The sequence below is a fragment of the Betaproteobacteria bacterium genome (assembly GCA_016720925.1).
GTDB lineage: Bacteria > Pseudomonadota > Gammaproteobacteria > Burkholderiales > Usitatibacteraceae > UKL13-2.
In genome coordinates, this window is record JADKJR010000027.1 from 1 (window position 1) to 20,056 (window position 20,056).

13 protein-coding genes, 2 tRNA genes and 9 pseudogenes are annotated in these 20,056 nt (G+C 56.1%); 3 read left to right on the plus strand and 21 right to left on the minus strand.

Annotated elements, in window-relative coordinates; translation table 11 throughout:
• Positions 1–162: 162 nt before the first annotated feature.
• The 16 genes and pseudogenes from IPP88_21985 to IPP88_22060 form a co-directional block, all read right to left on the minus strand.
• Positions 163–450, minus strand: coding sequence for a hypothetical protein (locus IPP88_21985; protein ID MBL0125237.1), 288 nt, complete (start codon positions 448–450; stop codon positions 163–165).
• Positions 431–916 (minus strand): hypothetical protein, encoded by a 486-nt coding sequence (locus IPP88_21990; GenBank protein MBL0125238.1) that lies wholly within the window; start codon positions 914–916, stop codon positions 431–433. Before IPP88_21990 ends, IPP88_21985 begins: the two co-directional genes overlap by 20 nt.
• A gap of 29 nt (positions 917–945) precedes the next feature.
• Positions 946–2,205: a hypothetical protein gene (locus IPP88_21995; GenBank protein MBL0125239.1), complete on the minus strand. Its 1,260-nt coding sequence runs from the start codon at positions 2,203–2,205 to the stop codon at positions 946–948.
• Complete coding sequence (locus tag IPP88_22000) at positions 2,205–2,651, minus strand: hypothetical protein (GenBank protein ID MBL0125240.1); 447 nt, start codon at positions 2,649–2,651, stop codon at positions 2,205–2,207. Before IPP88_22000 ends, IPP88_21995 begins: the two co-directional genes overlap by 1 nt.
• Positions 2,605–2,973: a hypothetical protein gene (locus IPP88_22005; GenBank protein ID MBL0125241.1), complete on the minus strand. Its 369-nt coding sequence runs from the start codon at positions 2,971–2,973 to the stop codon at positions 2,605–2,607. The genes IPP88_22000 and IPP88_22005 overlap by 47 nt, the downstream gene beginning before the upstream one ends.
• The gene (locus IPP88_22010; GenBank protein MBL0125242.1) at positions 2,933–3,625 is read right to left on the minus strand and encodes a hypothetical protein; all 693 of its coding nucleotides are present in this window, start codon (positions 3,623–3,625) and stop codon (positions 2,933–2,935) included. Before IPP88_22010 ends, IPP88_22005 begins: the two co-directional genes overlap by 41 nt.
• Before the next feature lie 1,300 nt (positions 3,626–4,925).
• A tRNA-Pro gene (locus IPP88_22015) sits at positions 4,926–5,002 on the minus strand.
• Between the two features lie 38 nt (positions 5,003–5,040).
• Positions 5,041–5,401 (minus strand): annotated as a pseudogene (locus IPP88_22020) (MerR family transcriptional regulator).
• Positions 5,379–5,687 carry an integration host factor subunit alpha gene (locus tag IPP88_22025; GenBank protein MBL0125243.1) on the minus strand — a complete coding sequence of 103 codons (309 nt, stop codon included), beginning with the start codon at positions 5,685–5,687 and terminating at the stop codon, positions 5,379–5,381. The pseudogene IPP88_22020 and the gene IPP88_22025 overlap by 23 nt, the downstream one beginning before the upstream one ends.
• Positions 5,688–5,706: 19 nt before the next feature.
• A pseudogene (locus tag IPP88_22030) lies at positions 5,707–8,073 on the minus strand (phenylalanine--tRNA ligase subunit beta).
• 14 nt (positions 8,074–8,087) lie between these two features.
• Positions 8,088–9,039, minus strand: a pseudogene (gene pheS, locus IPP88_22035) (phenylalanine--tRNA ligase subunit alpha).
• 186 nt (positions 9,040–9,225) lie between these two features.
• A complete protein-coding gene (gene rplT / locus IPP88_22040; protein MBL0125244.1) occupies positions 9,226–9,585 on the minus strand; it encodes a 50S ribosomal protein L20 in 360 nt (119 codons plus the stop codon).
• Between the two features lie 11 nt (positions 9,586–9,596).
• Positions 9,597–9,794: a 50S ribosomal protein L35 gene (gene rpmI / locus IPP88_22045; GenBank protein ID MBL0125245.1), complete on the minus strand. Its 198-nt coding sequence runs from the start codon at positions 9,792–9,794 to the stop codon at positions 9,597–9,599.
• Between the two features lie 129 nt (positions 9,795–9,923).
• Positions 9,924–10,447: pseudogene (gene infC / locus IPP88_22050) on the minus strand (translation initiation factor IF-3).
• Positions 10,448–10,497: 50 nt separating this feature from the next.
• Positions 10,498–12,475, minus strand: a pseudogene (gene thrS / locus IPP88_22055) (threonine--tRNA ligase).
• 214 nt (positions 12,476–12,689) lie between these two features.
• Positions 12,690–12,766: transfer RNA gene (locus IPP88_22060), tRNA-Val, on the minus strand.
• Positions 12,767–12,881: 115 nt separating this feature from the next.
• On the opposite strand from IPP88_22060, the gene upp reads away from it, so the two are divergent.
• Together upp and IPP88_22070 are read left to right on the plus strand one after the other, a co-directional pair.
• Positions 12,882–13,511, plus strand: a complete 630-nt coding sequence (gene upp, locus IPP88_22065) for a uracil phosphoribosyltransferase (GenBank protein MBL0125246.1) — start codon at positions 12,882–12,884, stop codon at positions 13,509–13,511.
• Complete coding sequence (locus IPP88_22070) at positions 13,508–14,218, plus strand: DUF599 domain-containing protein (GenBank protein ID MBL0125247.1); 711 nt, start codon at positions 13,508–13,510, stop codon at positions 14,216–14,218. Before upp ends, IPP88_22070 begins: the two co-directional genes overlap by 4 nt.
• Before the next feature lie 70 nt (positions 14,219–14,288).
• Here IPP88_22070 and IPP88_22075 read toward each other — a convergent pair.
• From IPP88_22075 to rpoE, 5 genes and pseudogenes are all read right to left on the minus strand, one after another.
• Positions 14,289–14,479 (minus strand): annotated as a pseudogene (locus IPP88_22075) (glutaredoxin family protein).
• Positions 14,480–14,532: 53 nt separating this feature from the next.
• A pseudogene (locus tag IPP88_22080) lies at positions 14,533–16,039 on the minus strand (Do family serine endopeptidase).
• Between the two features lie 113 nt (positions 16,040–16,152).
• Positions 16,153–17,172, minus strand: coding sequence for a MucB/RseB C-terminal domain-containing protein (locus IPP88_22085; protein ID MBL0125248.1), 1,020 nt, complete (start codon positions 17,170–17,172; stop codon positions 16,153–16,155).
• A gap of 91 nt (positions 17,173–17,263) precedes the next feature.
• On the minus strand, positions 17,264–17,839 hold the full coding sequence (locus IPP88_22090; protein MBL0125249.1) for a sigma-E factor negative regulatory protein: 576 nt from the start codon (positions 17,837–17,839) through the stop codon (positions 17,264–17,266).
• A 29-nt stretch (positions 17,840–17,868) separates the two neighbouring features.
• Positions 17,869–18,459 (minus strand): annotated as a pseudogene (rpoE, locus tag IPP88_22095) (RNA polymerase sigma factor RpoE).
• Between the two features lie 326 nt (positions 18,460–18,785).
• On the opposite strand from rpoE, the pseudogene nadB reads away from it, so the two are divergent.
• A pseudogene (nadB, locus tag IPP88_22100) lies at positions 18,786–20,056 on the plus strand (L-aspartate oxidase).

Below are 20,056 nucleotides of genomic sequence, written 5' to 3' on the forward strand. Positions count from 1 at the left end.
GGTAACTGCCGTCGAAGTAGTGAGATCCTTCTTGATCGTGTTGTTGTGAGCCTTAATGCCAGACATTGGGGGCGTCGTTGAGACTGATACCGCCACCTTCGTGGGCCGACACATTATTCACAATGAAGTTGTTATAGACGTTCATCGGGAAATTGCCGGCCATCAGGAAGCGTACGCCGCCACCATCATCGTGAACGACATGTTGGCCTGAATCAGGTTGTTGTAGATGTCGACTGCCCCGGACCCTGGTGAAAGCGTCGTCGTGTTGGCCGGAAGTGCGCCGGCAATCATCACGCCGCCACCTTCGTCATACGATCCATTTAAATAGATGCGGTTGTGGTGGATCTTGCCGTTGGGGCTATAGCCGACGGCGCTAATGCCGCCGCCGTACTCCGCGGAGAAGTTACCGCAGATGTCGTTGCCGGCGACTTCACAGATTGTTCGCGCCATTGAAGAGCCCCATACCGCCGGCGAGGTTGGTTCCGCCATTGGCGATCACCCGATTATTGAGGATCTTGACGTCGTCGTTTTGGTTATCGGTAAGACCGACCGGCAAATCCGGCGTGCCGATGCGGATAGTGCCGTACGCGCCGCCGTTGTTTTGCACCACGTTGTTGGTGATCTGCAGATTACGGGCATAGCCGTTGGCGTAAATCGCACCGCCCTGGGTGATCAAATTTGCGGGCAAGCCTGTTGGGGCGCCAGCAATACGGTTGAGGTTACCCGGGAAGCCTTGTTGATCGCCGCCGCGCAGGTCGAAGCCGTCGATTGACGGTGCCGTGTTGACGCTATACGTCGTCGGGAAGGCATTGGTTCCGCTACTAGGTGCGAATATCGAGATGACCGCGCCGTCGAAAATAGTCTGGTTTCCGCCCCAGGTTTTCGTCAGGATGCTGTTGTACCAGTCCACCGCCACGGGGCTATCGCCGGCGAAGGCGCCGCCGTCTATGATGGATCCACGTATCGAACCATCCGGGCTGCCCGGGCCAACGCCTTGAAGCTTGACCCGCTTGTTGATGATGAGGTTCTCGTAGTACGCGCCGCGTGGATTCTGGCGTGGATTGGCGCTGGTGTTGTTCGGATACACCACAACCAATGCGCCCGCTGGCGCGGCATCGAGCGCTCGCTGGATCGCGTGATTGGCGGCTGCAGGCAGGGTTTCTGCCGGTGCGTAAGCCTTTCTGGACCGACTTCGAATTGTTGGGTTATACGACGTACCTTCTCGTACAGCACATGCATGGTCAAGCCGTTGACCGTGCTCTGGCCGTTGGTCGCGGTGATCGTTAGCTGGCGCGGTCCCGTGGATGCATTCTCTGAGAGGGTCACTCTAATTTGGGTGTTGGACCACGACGTTACTGAATTGTTGGAAAGTGCGACACCACCCAGGCTAACTGTGCCTTCGGTTGATCCGAAGCCGGTGCCGTCGATGGTGAACGAACGTGCCGCAGAGTTGCTGTCGGTGTCCACGTACGGCTTCGACACGGCAAACAGCTGCGGCGTCGCATTGTCAAGGCTGCAACTCACGGGCCGCGCAGGCTGCCCACCAGGAAGCTGGACCGTCACGCCTACTTGCGATGGCGCCAAGTCGGCCGGGACCAATAGTCCGGGAATGGCTTCGAACTCCGCCGAGATGGTGCGGAAACGCGGGTTGTAATTCAGGTTGAGACGGCCCGGTACGCCTGGGTCATTGCCGACGAAGCGATAGAGATTCGCGCAGACGCCGGATGGGGTCGGGCAATTGATACGATTGCTCGATGGCAACAGCACATCCCAGAGACCGTTGTAATCAGATTCAACGGTCGTGATCAGGCGGTCGGTATAGTCGTAGATGCCCACTGGCGCAAATGCAACGCCCGCTTTTTCACCGTAAAGCAACGACTTCTTGTCGGCCGAGAAGGTTAGGTCGTCGACGATCAGGCCCCACATACGCGCTGGAACTGGCACGTCGGTAAAGAGATGGAACATGGGTACCACCGATTTGCCGTTGGCGAGTGTCACGAGATAATCACGTCCGCCGGGCAGCGCGGTGAATGTACCCGTCGCGCATTCACCCGTGGCCGGATTGAGCGAGCCGAAAACGACGGGAAGTGGCGTAAGCGAAACAATGCAACCATCGCCGAATCCGTAATTGCCATCAACGCTGGCACCGAAGTTCGCGGCCGGTGTTCCCTGGTCGCTGGCATAAGTACCGAACTGTACGCCCATCAACGGGCCTTCCAGACATTCCGCGTCTGCAGCCAAGGGAAGCACGTTTTCGTCGGTAGTGTGCGCAGTGCGGTGCCGTCAACATTGCGCGCCACGCAGCCGGTCGGCCGCTCCCACTTCTCGCTGAGGTAAGTATTAAGGAGCGGCCCTTTCTTGAGTGAGCCGTCGGTATCGAGCTGATATCGGCCCGACGCATCGCACGTAGGCGACACCCCGCAGGCGACCGGCGCATACAAGTTGACCGTCATACCAGAGACACCAGGCTGCCAGTCCTCGGCGCCCGCGTATTGTGGGTCGAGTTCATTGCGGGTGGTGTCGTAGCTGATGGATCCGACGATACCACCGTTGCGTGGGTCTATGCCGTTGGCGCCCGTGGCATCGTAGTTGTGCTTACCCCAGTCAAGGCGACCGCCAAGACCGATAACGGGATGAACGCTGACGTCCACACCCGCGCCGATGTGTGTCGTTGGCGTGGAGTTGGTTGTCCGCCTGGAAGGTGACACCGGTCGTGTAGTGAAGGTCGTCGTAGGCTTCCATGACCAACCACTGGGTCATTGGATACGCGCTCTCAAAGCTGTAGTAGCCAGTTGCATCGGTGGTTGTCGCGGTGGTGCCGCGATCCATCAGCGAGTTTTCTCGCTTGCGCATGGTGAGCGTGTAGCCGGGAAGACCGGGCTCGCCCGGGTCTTTAATGCCGTTGCGGTTGGTGTCGTTAAACACGTAACCGTCAAATTTTGTCCACCAGCCGGTCAGAGGGAGAATGCCCATGTCGACGGGTTTCGCCTGCGCCAACAGTGACTTGGACCAAATCCAGGATGTAGTTCTGTTTATCGTCCCACCACGTGAGCGTGTAGTTGCCCGCTGGAACGTTGGGAATGTTGAAGGCTCCGTTAGCGTCGCCCTGCCCTACCCAAACTACGGTGTCGCCATTCGTGAGCGATGTCAGTGTGACCCACGGAAATGGAATGGGCTTGTCGATTTTGGCGCCTGCGAGTCCGCCCCAAATCTGGCCCGGCAAGCCGCCGACGCCACCCACGGTGGGTATGTAGACTTTTACGGCATCAACCACACCCTTGATCGTGCCTGTACCGGTCAACGCTGGTCTTGGCTGCCCGGGACCGGGAATATAACCAAAGATGATGGCAGGGAATGGTTCACCCGCTACAACAAATTCGGTGTCAAGGCCGGTCGCGCCTTCCATGATCCATGCGTCCCAATCATGATTACCTTCCAGCGTGGTGGTCTGGATCCAGCTGGAGCCGTCCGGCGGCGTGACAGATAGGGTGTAGCGGTTGGGGCCGAGATTGGGGATTTTGATCTTGCCTTCGATCACCGCGCCGGCAGGAGAACCAACCGGTGGAGTCAGGGGGCAGCGCCCGGCCGCATCGATTGGCGCGACCGTGCCAGTCGACTCCGCCACTCACGACGTAGCACGCGCTCAGGCAAACTCCGGTACCGCAGAGAGGACCACCATAAACGTCGGTGGTCACTTCACCAAGATAGTCGAGAATATGGCCTTGGAAACCTGCCAATCCATGCTCTGCGGGAAGGTCAGGAGCACCATTGACAGGTGAGATATCTTCAAACACAGCTGCCTGAATCTGCGCGTCGGGAAGCGGGAATGGCTGCAGTTCCACAATGACGGGACTGTCGTGGTCCCAGTTCCGACCGTAAAGTGCTTGCCATCCAGCTTGTAGCCGTCGGCGAGTACAGAGATCAGATACCTTCCGGCAGGAAGATTTATATGGAGATGCAAAGTCCGAATGGGTTCCTTGGCTGTAGATCGGGCTTGAGCCGGGTACGCCGGCGATTGAGGTCCACTTACAACTGCCAGGATAGCCAACGCTGGAGGGACTGCAACCGTCTGCCGGCGAGCGCTGCGTGGTCGTGCCAGTATTGTCTTCGTTGATGAGGTACTTGTAGGTGGTGACTGGTGCACCTTTTATGATCGCGCCCGAAGTTCGCGCACTGATCACACTCAACGTCACCGGAGCAGCGATCGCCGAACTTACGGAAGCCAACGCTAGGACCGCCATAGCGGTCGTCGAGAGGGCGATCGTTTTAATGACTCGGACCAGTGTGAATTTGCTTTGCGTTTCCATGGCGACGACTCCCTCTAGATCAACATAATCATTCGCAGCGCGATGGGTTTTGCTGATGACGCCGCTTTCCGGCACCACGTGCTGCGAGCACATGCGTCGGAGAATACCGACACTTAAGGGAATTTGATCTGCCTCAACACCCGCATTCTTGATGGGGTAACACCCCATTTTGCGGTAGGGTAATACTGTAGTTGCGCGGGTTGCGGACGCGGATTTGATGTTTGCAATGGAAAATGGCGTCGCCTGCAAGCGTGACGGGATGCGCCACGCGCGCCTGACGCCAGAGGCGTTCTGCGCGGGGGCGATTCGTTCAAAGGCTCTCGATTTCGCGGCGCTCGGTCGAGGCACGCCTGCCGGCATTGGCCTGAAGATCAAACACGAGCACTGGTGCGGCGTTCAGGCGATTTGTGCCCCGAAAGGCGCACCAGTACTTGCGTTTGGCGTCTACGCGAAGTCTATCGCCATAAAGTCGCCCAGTTCGAGCGCAGCAAATTCCGGAAATCTGGAATCTGGCAAGCTCGTCGACATGCCAGCAGCGCACGTTTCGGGAGGCAATCAACCGAAGTTGATCGCTGACATAAAAATGGCCTGGCGAATATCGCCAAGCCATCAGTGTATTGGTCGGGGCGAGAAGATTCGAACTTCCGACCCCTTGCACCCCATGCAAGTGCGCTACCAGGCTGCGCTACGCCCCGACCGAACTGCGATTATAGCGTTGAAAGCGTGGCCAAGGCTACGCGCTTAGCATGGAGAGGATGCTTTTGAGTTCGCTTTTGACTTCCCTTAGTTCAATTTGTCTTTCCAATCGCAAACTCTTTGAGACCGCACTGCCCGGTTCGTCAAGGCGATTTCTGCGCCGTTGATGGTGAAGCCGTGTTCGTAGAGAAGTTCGCGGATGCGACGGATCAGCAGCACTTCGTGGTGCTGGTAATAGCGCCTATTCCCGCGTCGCTTGACAGGCTTTAGCTGATTGAATTCCTGCTCCCAATACCGCAGAACATGCGGCTTCACGCCGCACAACTCACTACCTCACCAATTGTGAAGTAACGTTTCGCCGGAATCGCCGGGAGGCTACTGGTGAGCAACGGTTCCATTGAAGGACTTCTCCACGAGGCTCTTCAGTTTTTGGCTGGCATGAAATGTCACGACACGGCGAGCCGTAATCGGAATTTCTTCACCAGTCTTCGGGTTGCGACCGGGACGCTGGGGCTTGTTACGCAACTGAAAATTGCCAAATCCGGACAGCTTGACACTGTCGCCATTTTCCAGAGCAAGCCGAATCTCTTCAAAAAAAGACTCCACCATGTCCTTGGCTTCGCGCTTATTCAGGCCAACTTTCTCAAACATCAAGTCAGCCAGTTCCGCTTTCGTGAGCGTCATATGAATTCGCTTTATTTTCTTAGGTTGCGCCACAAACCTGATTCAACACTTCAACTATTTCGGAAACTTTGGTATCCGCTTCCGAATCTGTCAAAGTCCTGTCAGTATCCTGCATAACTATACGAAGCGCAACACTTTTTTCCCGTTTTCAAGGTTGGAGCCGCGGTAAATGTCAAAAGGTGCAAATTCGATGACGGACGCCAGTTTTCGGCTCAAAACGGCGTCAAGCATGGTCTGAATTTCAACCGATTCGTTGACCATCAGCGCGATGTCCCGGCGCACCGACTGCATCCGTGAGATAGCGTGATATTTTGGGCCCGATGAACGCGTTAGCGATTCAATGTCAATTTCGAACAAAATGGGCGCTTGCGGCAGGTCGTACTTTTGTTGCCATCGCGGATGTAGTTCACCCAGGATTCCGATTTGCTTTCCGTCAATTCGGATTTGCGCGGAGCGACCGGGATGCAATGCGGGATGGGTGACCTTTTCGAAGCGAGCAGAATCGTCATTCAGCAGGATTTCCAACGCGCCTTTGACCGTGTGGAAGTCGGCAAGCGCGCCCTTCTGACCGCCTTCACCCCATTGCTCCGGAAAGCGGGGGCCATAAGCTAGTCCGGCAAGTCTTTCGGGCTGCGAATGGATGCTGGCCTCATCGGCGAGAAAACATCGACCGATTTCGAACAGCTTCAGGCGCGCCTCGCCGTGGTTGAGGTTGTGCTTTAGCGATTCGATCAGCCCGCCAACAAGGTTGCTGCGCATCACGCTCATGTGGCCGGCAATTGGATTGGCCAACCTGAGCGGCGCAGTATTCGCCGCAAAATCGGTCTCCCAATCTTCCGGCGTGAAACTGTAGTTGACCACTTCCTGATATCCGAGATCCGGCCAAGTGCATGGCGTAACGCATGACGTGAACGCTGGCCTTCAGGAATCGACATCATCGGCAGTGACGAAACCGGCGGTTTGGCGGGCACATTCTCGTAGCCGTGAACACGGGCGATTTCTTCGATGAAATCTTCTTCGATGTTCAGGTCAAAGCGGTATGAGGGCGGCGTAACAACCAGTTTTGTGTCCTCAACCACGACCTTGCATTGCAATCGCGTCAGGGCGCCAATCATGTCATTGACGGCGACCTCCATGCCTATCAGGCGAATGACTCGTCCCGGCCGTACCTTGACCGCTGGTCGCGCAGGCAGTTCGCCGAGCGCTTCGACTACCGGCCCTATTTTCGATTCAGGTGTGCCGCAAATTTCCATCGCCAAACGCGTGGCGTATTCAATGCCATCACGCGCGCCGTCGGGATCGACACCGCGTTCAAAGCGGTATGCGGCGTCGGAATTGATGCCGAGGGTGCGCGTCTTTCCCTGGATCACAGCAGGATCAAAATGGGCCGATTCAAAAAAACGTGCCGCGTGTCGGCCGTCACCATGCTTTCCAGACCGCCCATGACACCGCCCATGCCGATCGGTCCATTTTCATCTGTGATCAATAGCATGTCGGGTTGCAGCACGACGTGCTGCTCATTGAGCAGGTTCATTTCTTCGCCGGCCAGCGGAAATCGGACGTCGATTCGTCCTTGCAGTTTGTCATTGTCAAAGGCATGCATGGGACGCCCGCGTTCCAGCGTCACGTAATTGGTGATATCGACCAGCGGCGCAATCGAGCGGAAGCCAGCGCGTTCAAGGCGACGCTTCATCCACTCGGGCGTGGCGACGCGCGTATCGAGGTGTGAAATGACTCTGCCCAGATAGCGGCCGCAGGCTTTCGGCGCCGATGAAATATGACGCGCTGCGTCACCGGTAGCTGGATTCGTCGCAATTACTTGAAGCCTCAATGCGGCACCCGTGATCGCCGCGAGATCGCGCGCAATTCCGATCATGGAAAGGCAATCCCCGCGATTGGGGGTCATTTTCAACGTCAAATAGACATCGTCGAGATCGAGGTACTCGCGAATACTCTGGCCGATCGGCGCATCGGCCGCCAGCGTCAGCAGGCCACCGTGATCATCCGAGAGCCCCAGCTCCTTCGCGGAACACAACATCCCGTTTGATTCGACGCCGCGCAACTTCGCCTGCTTGATTTCAATGCCGGGTAGCTTGGCCCCAACCAACGCACAGGGAACGCGCATACCTGGCGCAACATTCGGCGCACCGCACACGATCTGCAATATCGCGCCGGTGCCGGCATCCACGTCGCAAACCCGCAGCTTGTCGGCATTCGGGTGCGGAGCGGTACTTTTGACTTCAGCCACGACAATATGATGAAACGCGGCCACAACCGGCGAAATTTCTTCAACCTCGAGTCCCGCCATCGTTAGCGTGTGCGCCAACTCATCGACCGACAAATTGATGTCGACCAATTCTTTCAACCAATTTACGGAAACCTTCATCTTTATTGACCTTGCTAGCGGAATTGGCTGAGAAACTTCATGTCGTTTTCAAAGAACAGACGAAGATCGTTGACGCCGTACTTCAGCATCGCGAGTCGATCCAGGCCCATGCCGAAAGCAAATCCCGAATATTTTCCGGGTCGATGCCGCCGTTACGCAGCACCTGCGGATGGACCACGCCCGCACCGCCGATTTCCAGCCACTTGATCTTGCCGCCCTTGTTTTCCCACTCCATATCGACTTCGACACCCGGTTCGACGAATGGAAAAACGAGGGACGAAAACGGATCTGCATGTCCTCGCGCTCGAAAAACGCCCTAAAAAACTGCGTGAGCGTACCTTTTAGGTCAGCCAGGCTGATGCCCTCGTCCACCCACAGCCCTTCGATCTGATGGAACATTGGCGAATGCGTTGCGTCGTGGTCGCAGCGATAAACGCGGCCGGGGCAGATGATGCGAATCGGTGGCCCTCCTTTTTGCGATTGCGCCTGCATGTAACGAATCTGTACGGGAGACGTGTGTGTGCGCAAAACGTGTTCGGAGTTGGCGAGGTAAAACGTATCCTGCATTGAACGCGCAGGATGGTTCGGCGGGGTATTGAGTGCGGTGAAATTGTAGTAATCGGTTTCAATTTCCGGGCCATCGGCAACCGAAAACCCCATGGTGGCAAATAGCGCTTCAATTCGCTCCAGCGCGCGCGTGACGGGATGGAGGCCACCGAGGCCAGGATTGCGACCGGGTAACGTGACGTCGATGGATTCCGCCGCCAGTTTCATTTCAAGTTCGGCGTTCGCAATGCGCGCTTTCGTGTCGTTGATCAGCGCCTCGACCAGCGACTTGATCTCATTGATCGCTGCGCCAGCGGTTTTCTTCTCTTCAGGGGGCAATTTGCCAAGCGACTTGAGTTGCTCGGTAATTGAGCCAGCCTTGCCGAGATACTTCGCCTTTATCTGCTCGAGCTCAGGCATGGATTTCACGGCACCCAAGGTTGCCGTGGCATCCGTCAATATGGCATGAAGCGTATTCTGGGGAACAATTCACTTTATCGTTGCGGGTCATCGTGCGGGTTCAACAAAAACAAAAGGCCCGCTGTGGTTAGTCAGCGGGCCTTCTGCGTTTTGATTTTCGACAAGGCAATTACGTTTTTTGTGCACCTACGCAGCGAGGCCAGCTTTGGCTTGCTCCATAAATCGCGCAAACGCCGGCTTGTCCATTACCGCCAGATCCGCCAGCACTTTACGATCGACTTCAATGGGGGCTTTTTTCAGTCCGTTCATGAAACGCGAATAGGTCATGCCGCCATTCCGCGCGGCCGCATTGATCCGGGCAATCCACAGCGCACGGAACACACGTTTCTTGTTTCGACGATCGCGGTAAGCGTACTGGCCGGCCTTCATCACCGCTTCTTTGGCGATGCGGAATACGGTGCTGCGGCGACCGCGATAACCCTTGGCCAGATTGAGAATTTTCTTGTGACGGGCGCGGGCAGTTACACCACGTTTAACTCTAGGCATGGTGGCGCTCCTTACGCGTAGGGCAGCATGCGATGCACGCTGACCAGATTGGTTGCATGAATCTCAGCCGTTCCACGCAATTGACGCTTGTTCTTGGTGGTTTTCTTGGTGAGGATGTGGCGTTTGAACGCCATGGAGCGCTTGATTGAGCCGCTGCCGCGCGGCTTGAACCGCTTGGCGGCGCCACTTTTGGTTTTCATCTTTGGCATATTTCTACCTTTTGACTACGTTGCCGCAGCAGGTGGTGGAACCATTCCACGCTTGTAACCTGAAGTCGACTTGTTTTTGCACCGTTGACCGCGGAAAATCGCGGCCGGAGCGGTACGCTCCTTGAGAAATCAGTGTTTCTTTCTTGGCCCGACCATCATCACCATCTGCCGGCCTTCCATCTTTGGAAACTGTTCCACCTGCCCCAGCTCCGTCAAATCTGCTTCCACGCGCTTCAACAAGGCCATCCCCAATTCCTGATGTGCCATTTCACGTCCGCGGAAACGCAGGGTAATCTTGGTCTTGTCGCCTTCTTCCAGAAAACGTTTCAGATTGCGTACCTTGATGTTGTAATCGCCATCATCGGTACCCGGCCGGAATTTCACTTCCTTAACCTGAATCTGCTTCTGCTTTAGTTTGGCTTCGTGGGCTTTTTGGCCTCGCGGTATTTGAATTTGCCGAAATCCATAATCCGGCACACAGGTGGCTTCGCCGTCGGGGCGATTTCCACCAAATCCAGTTCTTTTTCTTCCGCCAGCCGATTGGCTTCCGCCAAACTTACAATTCCAATTGGCTCACTTTCAGGCCCAAGCAACCGAACCTCTGTCACATTTGTGATTTCAGAATTGATTCGGACGTCTTTTTCAGTAGCGATAAAACTCTCCCAGTTGTTACAGTTTATCTTGGGCGATGATGGTCAACGCCTCAAGGTCGAATGTTGCCAATTGCGTAAAAAACGAAAATGCGGCTGCGCCAAAGTGCTCCGAAGCGCCGGGCCGCGATTTCCGCTTTCAAATGCGAAATAAACGCTTCAAGGCGCATCGGCGGCAGGTTTTCACCGCCGCCTTTTCCGTCTCGAATGCGTGCTGTTACGGTCTTTGCCTGGAGTTCCTTATCGCCCAATACGAGCAGAAAAGGAACTTTTGCAAGCTATGTTCCCGGATTTTATAGGAAATTTTCTCGTTGCGCAAATCTGCCTGCACCCGAATTCCAACGGCTTTCAGGCCGGAAACCACCTCATTGACATATGACGCCTGGTGTTCCGTGACATCAAGAGCAACGACTTGAACGGGGGCAAGCCAAACCGGCAGTGCGCCGGCGTGATTCTCAATCAGGATGCCGATGAAGCGCTCCAAGGAACCGACGATGGCCCGATGCAGCATAACCGGGGACCGGCGCGTACTGTGATCATCGACGTATTCAGCTCCCAACAGAATTGGCATGTTGAAATCTACCTGCATCGTGCCGCATTGCCAGACCCGTCCCAATGCGTCTTTCAGCGAGTATTCGATTTTTGGACCATAAAATGCGCCCTCGCCTTTCAGCTCTTCCCACGGCACGCAACAGGTATTGAGGGAATCTGCCAGGGCTTTTTCAGCTTTGTCCCAAAATTCATCCGAACCGACGCGTTTGTCGGGCCTCGTCGACAGTTTGTAGATGATGTCTTTGAAACCAAAGTCGGCGTAAACCTTCTGCAAAGTCTAGTGAAATCAAGGCACTCCTGCTGAATCTGATCTTCTGTGCAAAAAATATGACCATCGTCCTGCACAAACCCGCGTACCCGCATGATGCCGTGCAAAGCGCCGGATGCTTCGTTACGGTGGCAAGAGCCAAACTCACCATAGCGTAGCGGCAAATCGCGATATGAACGCAGGTCGGAATTGAAGACCTGGATGTGACCCGGACAGTTCATCGGTTTGATTGCATAGTCATGTTTCTCCGACTCTGTCGTGAACATGTTGTCTTTGTAGTTTTCCCAATGTCCGGATTTTTCCCACAACCCTTTCGCGAGAATTTGCGGACAGCGGATTTCCTGATAGCCGTTGTCCTGATAGACCTTGCGCATGTATTGCTCAACCTGCTGCCAGATTGCCCAGCCCTTCGGGTGCCAGAACACCATGCCAGGCGCCTCATCCTGCATGTGAAACAGATCGAGTTGCTTGCCGATCTTTCGATGGTCGCGTTTCTCAGCTTCGGCCAGCATGGTCAGGTATTGGTCCTGTTCTTCCTTCTTCGCCCAGGCTGTCCCATAAATCCGCTGGAGCATCTCATTCTTCGAATCTCGCGCCAATACGCACCGGCGACTTTCATCAGCTTGAAGACTTTCAGTTTGCCCGTGGACGGCACGTGCGGACCGCGGCAGAGGTCCGTAAAGTCGCCTTCCGCGTAAAGTGACACCTCCTGATCCGCAGGAATGGACGCAATGATTTCTGCCTTGTAGTGCTCGCCAAGCGCCTTGAAATACGCGACCGCTTCATCGCGCGGCAACACTTTGCGCGAGACCAGGATGTCACGCTTAGCAAGTTCGGTCATTTCTGCTCGATGGCCGCCAGATCCTCCGGGTGTGAACGGACGTTTGTACGGAGAAGTCATAGTAAAAGCCATTCTCGATGACCGGCCCAATTGTCACCTGGGCATCAGGAAAGAGTGATTTCACCGCATAGGCAAGAAGGTGTGCCGTCGAATGGCGAATCAATGCCAGCCCATCGGCGTCCTTTTCCGTGACAATCGCGAGCGCGGCATCCTTTTCAAGGAGGTAGCTGGTGTCGACAAGCGTGCCATCTACCTTGCCCCCCAACGCCGCCTTGGCAAGGCCGGCGCCGATACTTGCCGCAACCTCCGCCACCGTGACGGATTGGTCAAATTGTCGAACCGAATTGTCGGGTAATGTTATCGAAATCATGATTGACTCCCAGAAGCTAGAAATAAAAAAGCGCGGATGGACCGCGCTTTTTTTGTGAACTCGTCGAATTGCAACAGACGAAGTGGGACCGCGCAGCCTAGCGAATGAAAGCTCCCAGCGTAGTGAGCGGTGTCATAACCATTTTGCTATCCGCCGGTCTTGCGACTTCTTGGCGGCCCTTTCAATCAGTTTTCGTTCAGTTGATCAATAAAATTGGTAGGCACGATTGGACTCGAACCAACGACCCCCACCATGTCAAGGTGGTGCTCTAACCAGCTGAGCTACGTGCCTGCAAGTCGGCCATTTTAGCCGATTCCATACGCTTGCCGCAACTCTTCCCACTCTGATCGCATACGTGGTGGACCCATGAATGATTTATCCTAGGCGTTCAACTCAGGGAGCCAACATGTCCGTCATCGAAGTCAATCATCCCCTCGTCAAACACAAGATGGGACTGCTGCGCCTTGCTGACCTCAGTACCAAGTCGTTCCGTGAATTGACGGCGGAGATTGGTCGCCTGCTGGCCTATGAAGCCTGCAAGGATTTTCCGCTGGAAAAGACCCACGTCGAAGGTTGGAGTGGCATCGTCGAGATTGATCAAATCAAAGGCAAGAAAGTCACGCTGGTGCCGATTCTGCGTGCCGGCCTGGGGATGCTGGACGGCGTGCTCGACATGATTCCCAGCGCCAAGGTGAGCGTCGTCGGCATTTCGCGCAATCACGATACATTGCAACCCGAGCCCTACTTCGAGCGGTTCGTCGGGCACCTCGATGAACGCGTGGCGATCATACTGGACCCAATGCTTGCGACCGCAGGCTCCATGATCGCCACCATCGACATGCTGAAGAAGAACGGCGCGAAACAGATCAAAGGCCTGGTGCTGGTCGCCGCCCCGGAAGGCATCGCGCGACTCAACGCCACGCACCCGGACGTGGAGATCTTTACCGCCGCCATCGACAGCCACCTGAATGAAATCGGCTACATCATCCCCGGGCTGGGCGACGCCGGCGACAAGATTTTCGGGACCAAATTGTGAGCCTGCTCGGGCTGACTTCACTCGATGTGGTCGCCGCAATCTGGTTCGCCGCCTGCTGGGTCGGCTACTCGTTTTTTTCCGAGTGGAACGGCCATCGTACCGCGAGCCTGCTTTCGCGCATGGATTTCTACCGGCGTGAATGGATGGGCCGCACCGTCCAGCGTGAAAACCGCATCGTGGACGCCGCCATTGTCCAGAATCTGTTTCAAGGAAATAACTTTCTCGCCTCCACGTCGATTCTGGTGCTCGGCGGACTCGCGGCATTGCTCGGCGCGTCGACCCAGGCGATCGTAGTGATGGCGTCACTGCCGCTGGCACAGGCATCGAGTGAGCGCGGATTTGAAATCAAGATCATGTTGATGATCGTGATTTTCATTTACGCGTTTTTCAAATTTACCTGGGCGATGCGCCAGTTCAATTTCCTATCGCTGATGATTGGCACCGCGCCGGCGAAAACCGATAACCAGGCCGTCATCGATTCATTCATCAATCGCGCTGCCACCCTCGCCTCGCTTGCCGGCGAAAATTCCAATCGCGGCTTGCGCGCGTTTTACTTTGCGATGGGAGCGATGTCGTGGTTCATGCATGCGGCGCTGTTCATGGCGGCGAGCGCACTGGTGGTAGGTATTCTGTACCACCGTGAATTTCGCTCGCGCACCTTGCTTGCGTTGATGGAGAACGCGGGTGCAAGTGGCCTGGAAAAATAGTAAAACACTAGCACTGGCGCGGCACAGCGGGCCTTTTAGTTCGCTGATCCGCACCAGTGCTGGTGTTTGTTCATAAACTCAAGGCTAGGCGCAACGCTGCTTCATCCAAAAAGTAGTGGCAAATTTCCTGTTCGGCGTTTAGCAACACTGGTACTTTGTCGCCCCACTTCGCCTCAAGTTCCGGATGCTGATCGATATCGACGATGTCGATGTCAAACGTCAATGAAAAACGGCCCCGGAAACTCTCAGGGCCGCGATCATGTCATCGCAGAGATGACAGTAGCTTCGCGACAGAACTGTCAGTCGGCGCAAGTTTATTTGCTGTCGATACGCAACGTCACGAGGCGGGTGTCATTTTCGCGCTTGATCACCAGGGCAATTGCTTTCTTCGCGTCGAGCTTGTCAATGAGCTCGTTTAACTGCTTGCTTGACTTGACGTCTACGGTATTCACGGCGAGCACCACGTCGCCTTCGCGGATGCCGGCACGGGCAGCCGCACCTTCGACGTCGCTCACCAGCACGCCCTGCTCGACCTTCAATTCCTTACGTTCGGCGGCGTCCAGATCGCTGAGCACAAGACCAATTCGATTGGGTTTGGCATCTTTCTTTTCGTCTTTCTTCTTGTCTGCGACCTTGACCGCCAGTTTTTCCGCGGGCGCTTCGCCAACAGTTACGCTGATATCACGGGTCGAGCCCTTGCGCCAGATCGTCATGACCACCTTGGTCGCTGGCGCCATGTTGGCAATGGTGCGGACCACGTCGGAATTTGAATCCATCAATTTGCCGTTGATTTTCAGGATGATGTCTTGCGCCAGCAGGCCGGCTTTTTCGGCGGGGCCGTCTTTCTCGACCGACTGGACCAATGCACCCTTGTCATTAGGCAAAGATAGTGCCTCGGCCGCGTCCTTGCTGACGGGGCCGATCAGAACGCCGATGCGTCCGCGATTGACCTTGCCGCTCTTTATGAGCTGGTTGGCGGTGCTCATGGCGATATTGGCGGGAATTGCAAAAGAAATTCCGAGGTAGCCGCCGTTGCCAGAGAAGATCTGCGAATTCACGCCGACGACTTCACCCTTCAGGTTGAACAATGGACCGCCGGAGTTGCCGGGATTCACCGCGACGTCGGTCTGGATGAACGGTGTAAGTGCTTCGCGGGATTCGCGCGCCTTGGCGCTGATGATGCCCGCCGTAACGGTATTCTCGAACCCAAAGGGCGACCCGATGGCCAGTACCCACTCGCCCACACGCACCCTGTCGGAGTCGCCAATATTGACTTTCGGCAGGCCGGTCGCGTCTATTTTCAGGACAGCAATATCGGTACGCTCATCGCTGCCGATTACCTTGGCTTTGAACTCGCGCGTGGCCGTCAACGTGACCTTGACTTCATCAGCCTTCGCGACCATGCGCGTTGGTGATCACGTAGCCATCACCGGAAATGATAAAGCCCGATCCTTGACCGAAGTCACGCAGTGGCGGCTCCTGATCCTGTTGATTGCGCGGTGTGTTGCGGCGAGGTGCGTTGGGATTCTGGGGCAACCTGGGATTCTGGCGCGGCTGCGCTTCAGGCGGCATGAATCGGCGGAAGAATTCATTTAGGTCATCGTTGTCGAACTGCGGCAGGCCCTGGTGCTGACTTCCCACGCGGGCTTTGGTGCTGACGTTGACGACAGCCGGACCGTGCTTGTCCACCAACTCGGCGAAGTCAGGAAGGTCTTTCGCTTGCGCCTGGCTGGTTGCGGCATTCGCAAAAGCAAGCGAAAACGCAGAAAGCAGCACGGCGACAATATATCTTGACGTCCAGGATCCGGCGCGCAAGTTCATTTGGTTACGATTTGACATATTTTCTCCATTTACAAAAAGTCACGCCGGACCAATGACTAGGGCGCCGGCGCATTTACTGCAATTCCATGTGACATCGAGCTCCGATGGGAGTGTCAGCGAGTGCGGCGCGCCACTCCATCGGCAATAGTTTGTACGGCGGCCACAGGTACTTCACCCATCACTGTTACCTGATGATCGTCTACCGCGCGCATGGCAAAAGAAGTAGGTCCATCTTCCGCCACGACCGAGGTAAATGAATTGGGGACGGTTTGCACGGTTTCAACAAATACCGAGACGCTTAATACGCCGTCGGAATAAACCAGGTGCGAAACGGGCTCGGGCCGGCCGATCAGGTTACGCGTCATTTCCATGATTTTCTTGAATCCCGCCGGCAGGTTCCCGACCTGCCAACCGGTATCGGTATCTTTCACGGATTTCACGGCGAACTGCTTTTGCCAGCCTTGCGATTGTTCGTAGCGTGATTTCAGGGATTGCCTGGCCAAACTGCGATTGACGTCAAGCTGCGTGAACATGAATTGCTCAACCATCTGATTGCGGTTGTTGAACAGTTTTGCGCGGAGCAGCAGGCCCGTGCCCATTTCGGCACATAGCTTCTGCATGTAGCGCATCGCATCCTTGGGCTCAAGAATCACCCATTGGCAATCGAATCCGGCGATGCGTTCCACGCTGCCCAATTTGACGCGATAGTATTCGGCAATGGACTTGGCGTTACCCGTGATCAAGGACGGAAAAAAACGCCCCGTCGCGCGCCGATCAACGCTCACGGTTCGGGAATCGGGTTTATAGCAGGTCATCTCCTCATTGCGGCGGATGATCTCGGTAAGCGGGCCATCCATCAGCTCGAGTTTTTCAAGCTCCACCCCTTGCCGGTCCACCAAGTGGGTAATACGCGAGGTGCTTGCACCATCCGCCGTCTGATGAACAAAGACGCCGGTATATGGAAGCTCTCTGGCGGAACGTGAAATTCGCTCAAGCCATTCCACGGCAAGATCGCCCTGCATTGGGCTGGTGTACGGCAAGGGCACCGGCGCCAACGGAGAGGGTTGAGGTTGCGCCTGTGCCGTTAGACCCACAACACCGAGGATTGCAGTGGCGGCGGCAAAGATTTTCATGCTTAGTGGTGCAAGAGTAGTTCCGAGGCAGTTCATACGCAACAAATCACGTCCTGAGTAAGTCCATGGGCAAGCATTATCGACTAGAACACTATCGGACCGCGGCGCGCCGGGCGGCGTCCGCCGTGTCGCGGGCAACATCGCGCGGTTGGTTCAGGGTGGCCGCCTGAAAAGCGCCCGGATTGGCAAACTGCCGATGCACCACAAGATAGTCGTTGACCCTCAGATCCGCCTGCGCACGTTGCAGTGAGGCGTCGGCCACCGGTTGCGGTGCCACCTGTTGAACCAGCGATACCGGCGCAACCGTTGCACCTTGCTGCTGCTTGAAGGCAACCACACCGACGGCGGATACCGTGACGACCGAGGCAGCCATCGCCAGTGCCATCCGGGTTCGGCTTTCCACGCGCGATGGTTTCCTGATCGAGGCCGGCGCCAGAACCGTTGGCTCCGCGGCCAATCGCGCGAAGATCGCTTCGGTGCAAGTGTTGCGTGGCGACGCTTTGGAGCCGGCGTTGCCAATCGCGTCCCCACGCAAACATGCGCCGATCAAATGATAGGCACCCCAACTCTCGCGTTGCGTATAGTCGCTGCCGAGTTTCTTGATGACGCCCTGGGCTTCATCGCGGGCCAATTCGCCATCCATCAGCGCGGACAATTTTTCGTTCATGTTTGCATCCTTTCAATCCGGCAACATCATTACCACCTGTGGTCCTTCGACGTGCCCATTTGCGGGCGCAATTGCTCCGCAACCGCTTCCCGCGCGCGAAAAATTCTTGAACGCACTGTTCCGATCGGGCACTCCATTATCTGTGCAATTTCTTCATACGACAGGCCGTCAATCTCGCGCAGGATGATCGCAGTTTTTGGTTCTTCGGGCAATTTGTCGATGGTCTGATTGACGATCTGCGCGATTTGCTTGGACATCAATTGTGCCTCGGGGTTGCAATATCGCGCAAACCGGTCGCGTCTTCAAAACCTTCAGCTTCCTCCGCGTCATAGCCGGTGGAGGTCGGTGCGCGCCGCCCTGACTCATCAGATAGTTCTTTTGCCGTATTCACCGCGATTCGATACAGCCAAGTAGCAAAGCACTGTCGCCGCGGAAGTTGGCCAGCGCGCGATAGGCTTTGATAAATGCCTCCTGCGTAACGTCCTCGATCTGCCTGGTCGCGGATCAGACGTGAAAGCAGGCGCTCGACCCTGCGTTGATATTTGATGACGAGTGCTTGAAGCGCGCTTATCGCCAGCCTGAGCACGCACCACCAATTGTTGATCGACTTTCAAGATCACTCATCAACACCTTCCCTGATCGACCGGGCGGTCGGTGTATCTCCTTTGCGAGCGTTGCCGCCCGCGCATTCGCATTCGCTTTCAAACCGACCGCGCGTTCGCGAGCCGAAATCGCTGTTCTCGGAGATGCTTTACCGTTAAACCGGTTACGTCGGGTATTATAAACGTCAACTCCGTCATTGCCCTTCTCCAAGTCATTTTCAACCGCAAATTTGCCCTCGAAATCGCTTATCCGACAGGGACTTGTTTAACACCCACGTACTGACCGGATGGATGCGAATAAGTTCATTCGTGCGCAACGTGTTCTACGCCAAAAGAGTATCAATATGAAGCAATATGACGTTCTCATCATCGGCAGCGGCTTGGCAGGCATGTCGCTGGCATTGCGTCTCGCAGCGACAAAGAGAGTCGCGCTGGTGACCAAAACGAGCTGCTGGATGCCGCAAGCGCTTGGGCGCAGGGCGGGATCGCCGCCGTACTCGGCGCCGATGATTCCCCGGAAAATCACATCCGCGATACCCACGTTGCCGGCGCCGGGCTCTGCAAGGATGAGGCGGTGCGTTTTGTCGTGGAAAATGGCCGGCGCGCCGTCGAGTGGCTGGTTGAGCAAGGTGTCCCGTTTACGCACGACGACATAAATCAGGCGGAATTGCACCTACACGCGAAGGCGGGCATTTCGCACCGCCGCATCGTGCATGCGGCCGACGCGACCGGTCGCGCGGGTGCAGAAAACGCTGGCGCAACAATTGAAATCGCACCCGAACGTCGAAGTGCTTGAGCACCACTTGGCGGTCGATCTCATCACCTCAAACAAGCTTGCCCGTGATCTGGCCGTGCCGATTGAACCCAATCGCTGCCACGGCGCCTATGTACTCAACAACTTGACCGGAATGGTCGCCACGCTCGGCGCCCAATTTACCGTTCTTGCCACGGGCGGAACGGGCAAGGTCTATCTCTATACGTCAATCCGGACGTGGCAACCGGCGATGGCCTGGCGATGGGCTGGCGCGCCGGCTGCCGGGTCGCGAAATATGGAGTTCATCCAGTTTCATCCGACTTGTCTGTATCACCCGGCGGCCAAGTCATACCTGATCACCGAGGCGGTGCGCGGCGAAGGTGGGCACCTCAAAATTCCGACAACGGGTGAACGCTTCATGCTTCAACACGATGAACGCGCGGAATTGGCGCCACGCGATATCGTCGCCCGCGCCATCGACTTCGAAATGAAAAAGCGCGGCCTCGATTTCGTGCATCTGGACATCACGCATAAGCCCGCGAATTTCCGAAGGGGACATTTTCCCAATATTTATGAAAAATGCCTGTCGCCTCGGCATCGATATCACGACAGATCTATTCCGGTGGTGCCGGCGCATTACACCTGCGGGGGCTGGTCGTCGATTTGAATGGGCGTACCGACATTGATGGCCTTTATGCGATCGGCGAAGTGACCTGTACTGGGCTGCATGGCGCCAATCGGCTGGCCAGCAACTCGCTGCTTGAGTGCCTGGTCTTTTCCGAGGCGGTTGAAAAGGACATGCAGGCACAGCCAGCGTTGAGACGCCGGTGCTACCGTATTGGGATGAAAGCCGCGTGACCA

What these genes read in the sequence shown, in the direction of transcription:
- IPP88_21985 (MBL0125237.1), bottom strand. Translation starts at nt 450, where the DNA reads ATGGCGCGAACAATCTGTGAAGTCGCCGGCAACGACATCTGCGGTAAC.
- IPP88_21995 (MBL0125239.1), bottom strand. Translation starts at nt 2,205, where the DNA reads ATGGGCGTACAGTTCGGTACTTATGCCAGCGACCAGGGAACACCGGCC.
- IPP88_22005 (MBL0125241.1), bottom strand. Translation starts at nt 2,973, where the DNA reads ATGGGCATTCTCCCTCTGACCGGCTGGTGGACAAAATTTGACGGTTAC.
- IPP88_22025 (MBL0125243.1), bottom strand. Translation starts at nt 5,687, where the DNA reads ATGACGCTCACGAAAGCGGAACTGGCTGACTTGATGTTTGAGAAAGTT.
- rplT (MBL0125244.1), bottom strand. Translation starts at nt 9,585, where the DNA reads ATGCCTAGAGTTAAACGTGGTGTAACTGCCCGCGCCCGTCACAAGAAA.
- rpmI (MBL0125245.1), bottom strand. Translation starts at nt 9,794, where the DNA reads ATGCCAAAGATGAAAACCAAAAGTGGCGCCGCCAAGCGGTTCAAGCCG.
- upp (MBL0125246.1), top strand. Translation starts at nt 12,882, where the DNA reads ATGTCCGTCATCGAAGTCAATCATCCCCTCGTCAAACACAAGATGGGA.
- IPP88_22085 (MBL0125248.1), bottom strand. Translation starts at nt 17,172, where the DNA reads ATGAAAATCTTTGCCGCCGCCACTGCAATCCTCGGTGTTGTGGGTCTA.
- IPP88_22090 (MBL0125249.1), bottom strand. Translation starts at nt 17,839, where the DNA reads ATGAACGAAAAATTGTCCGCGCTGATGGATGGCGAATTGGCCCGCGAT.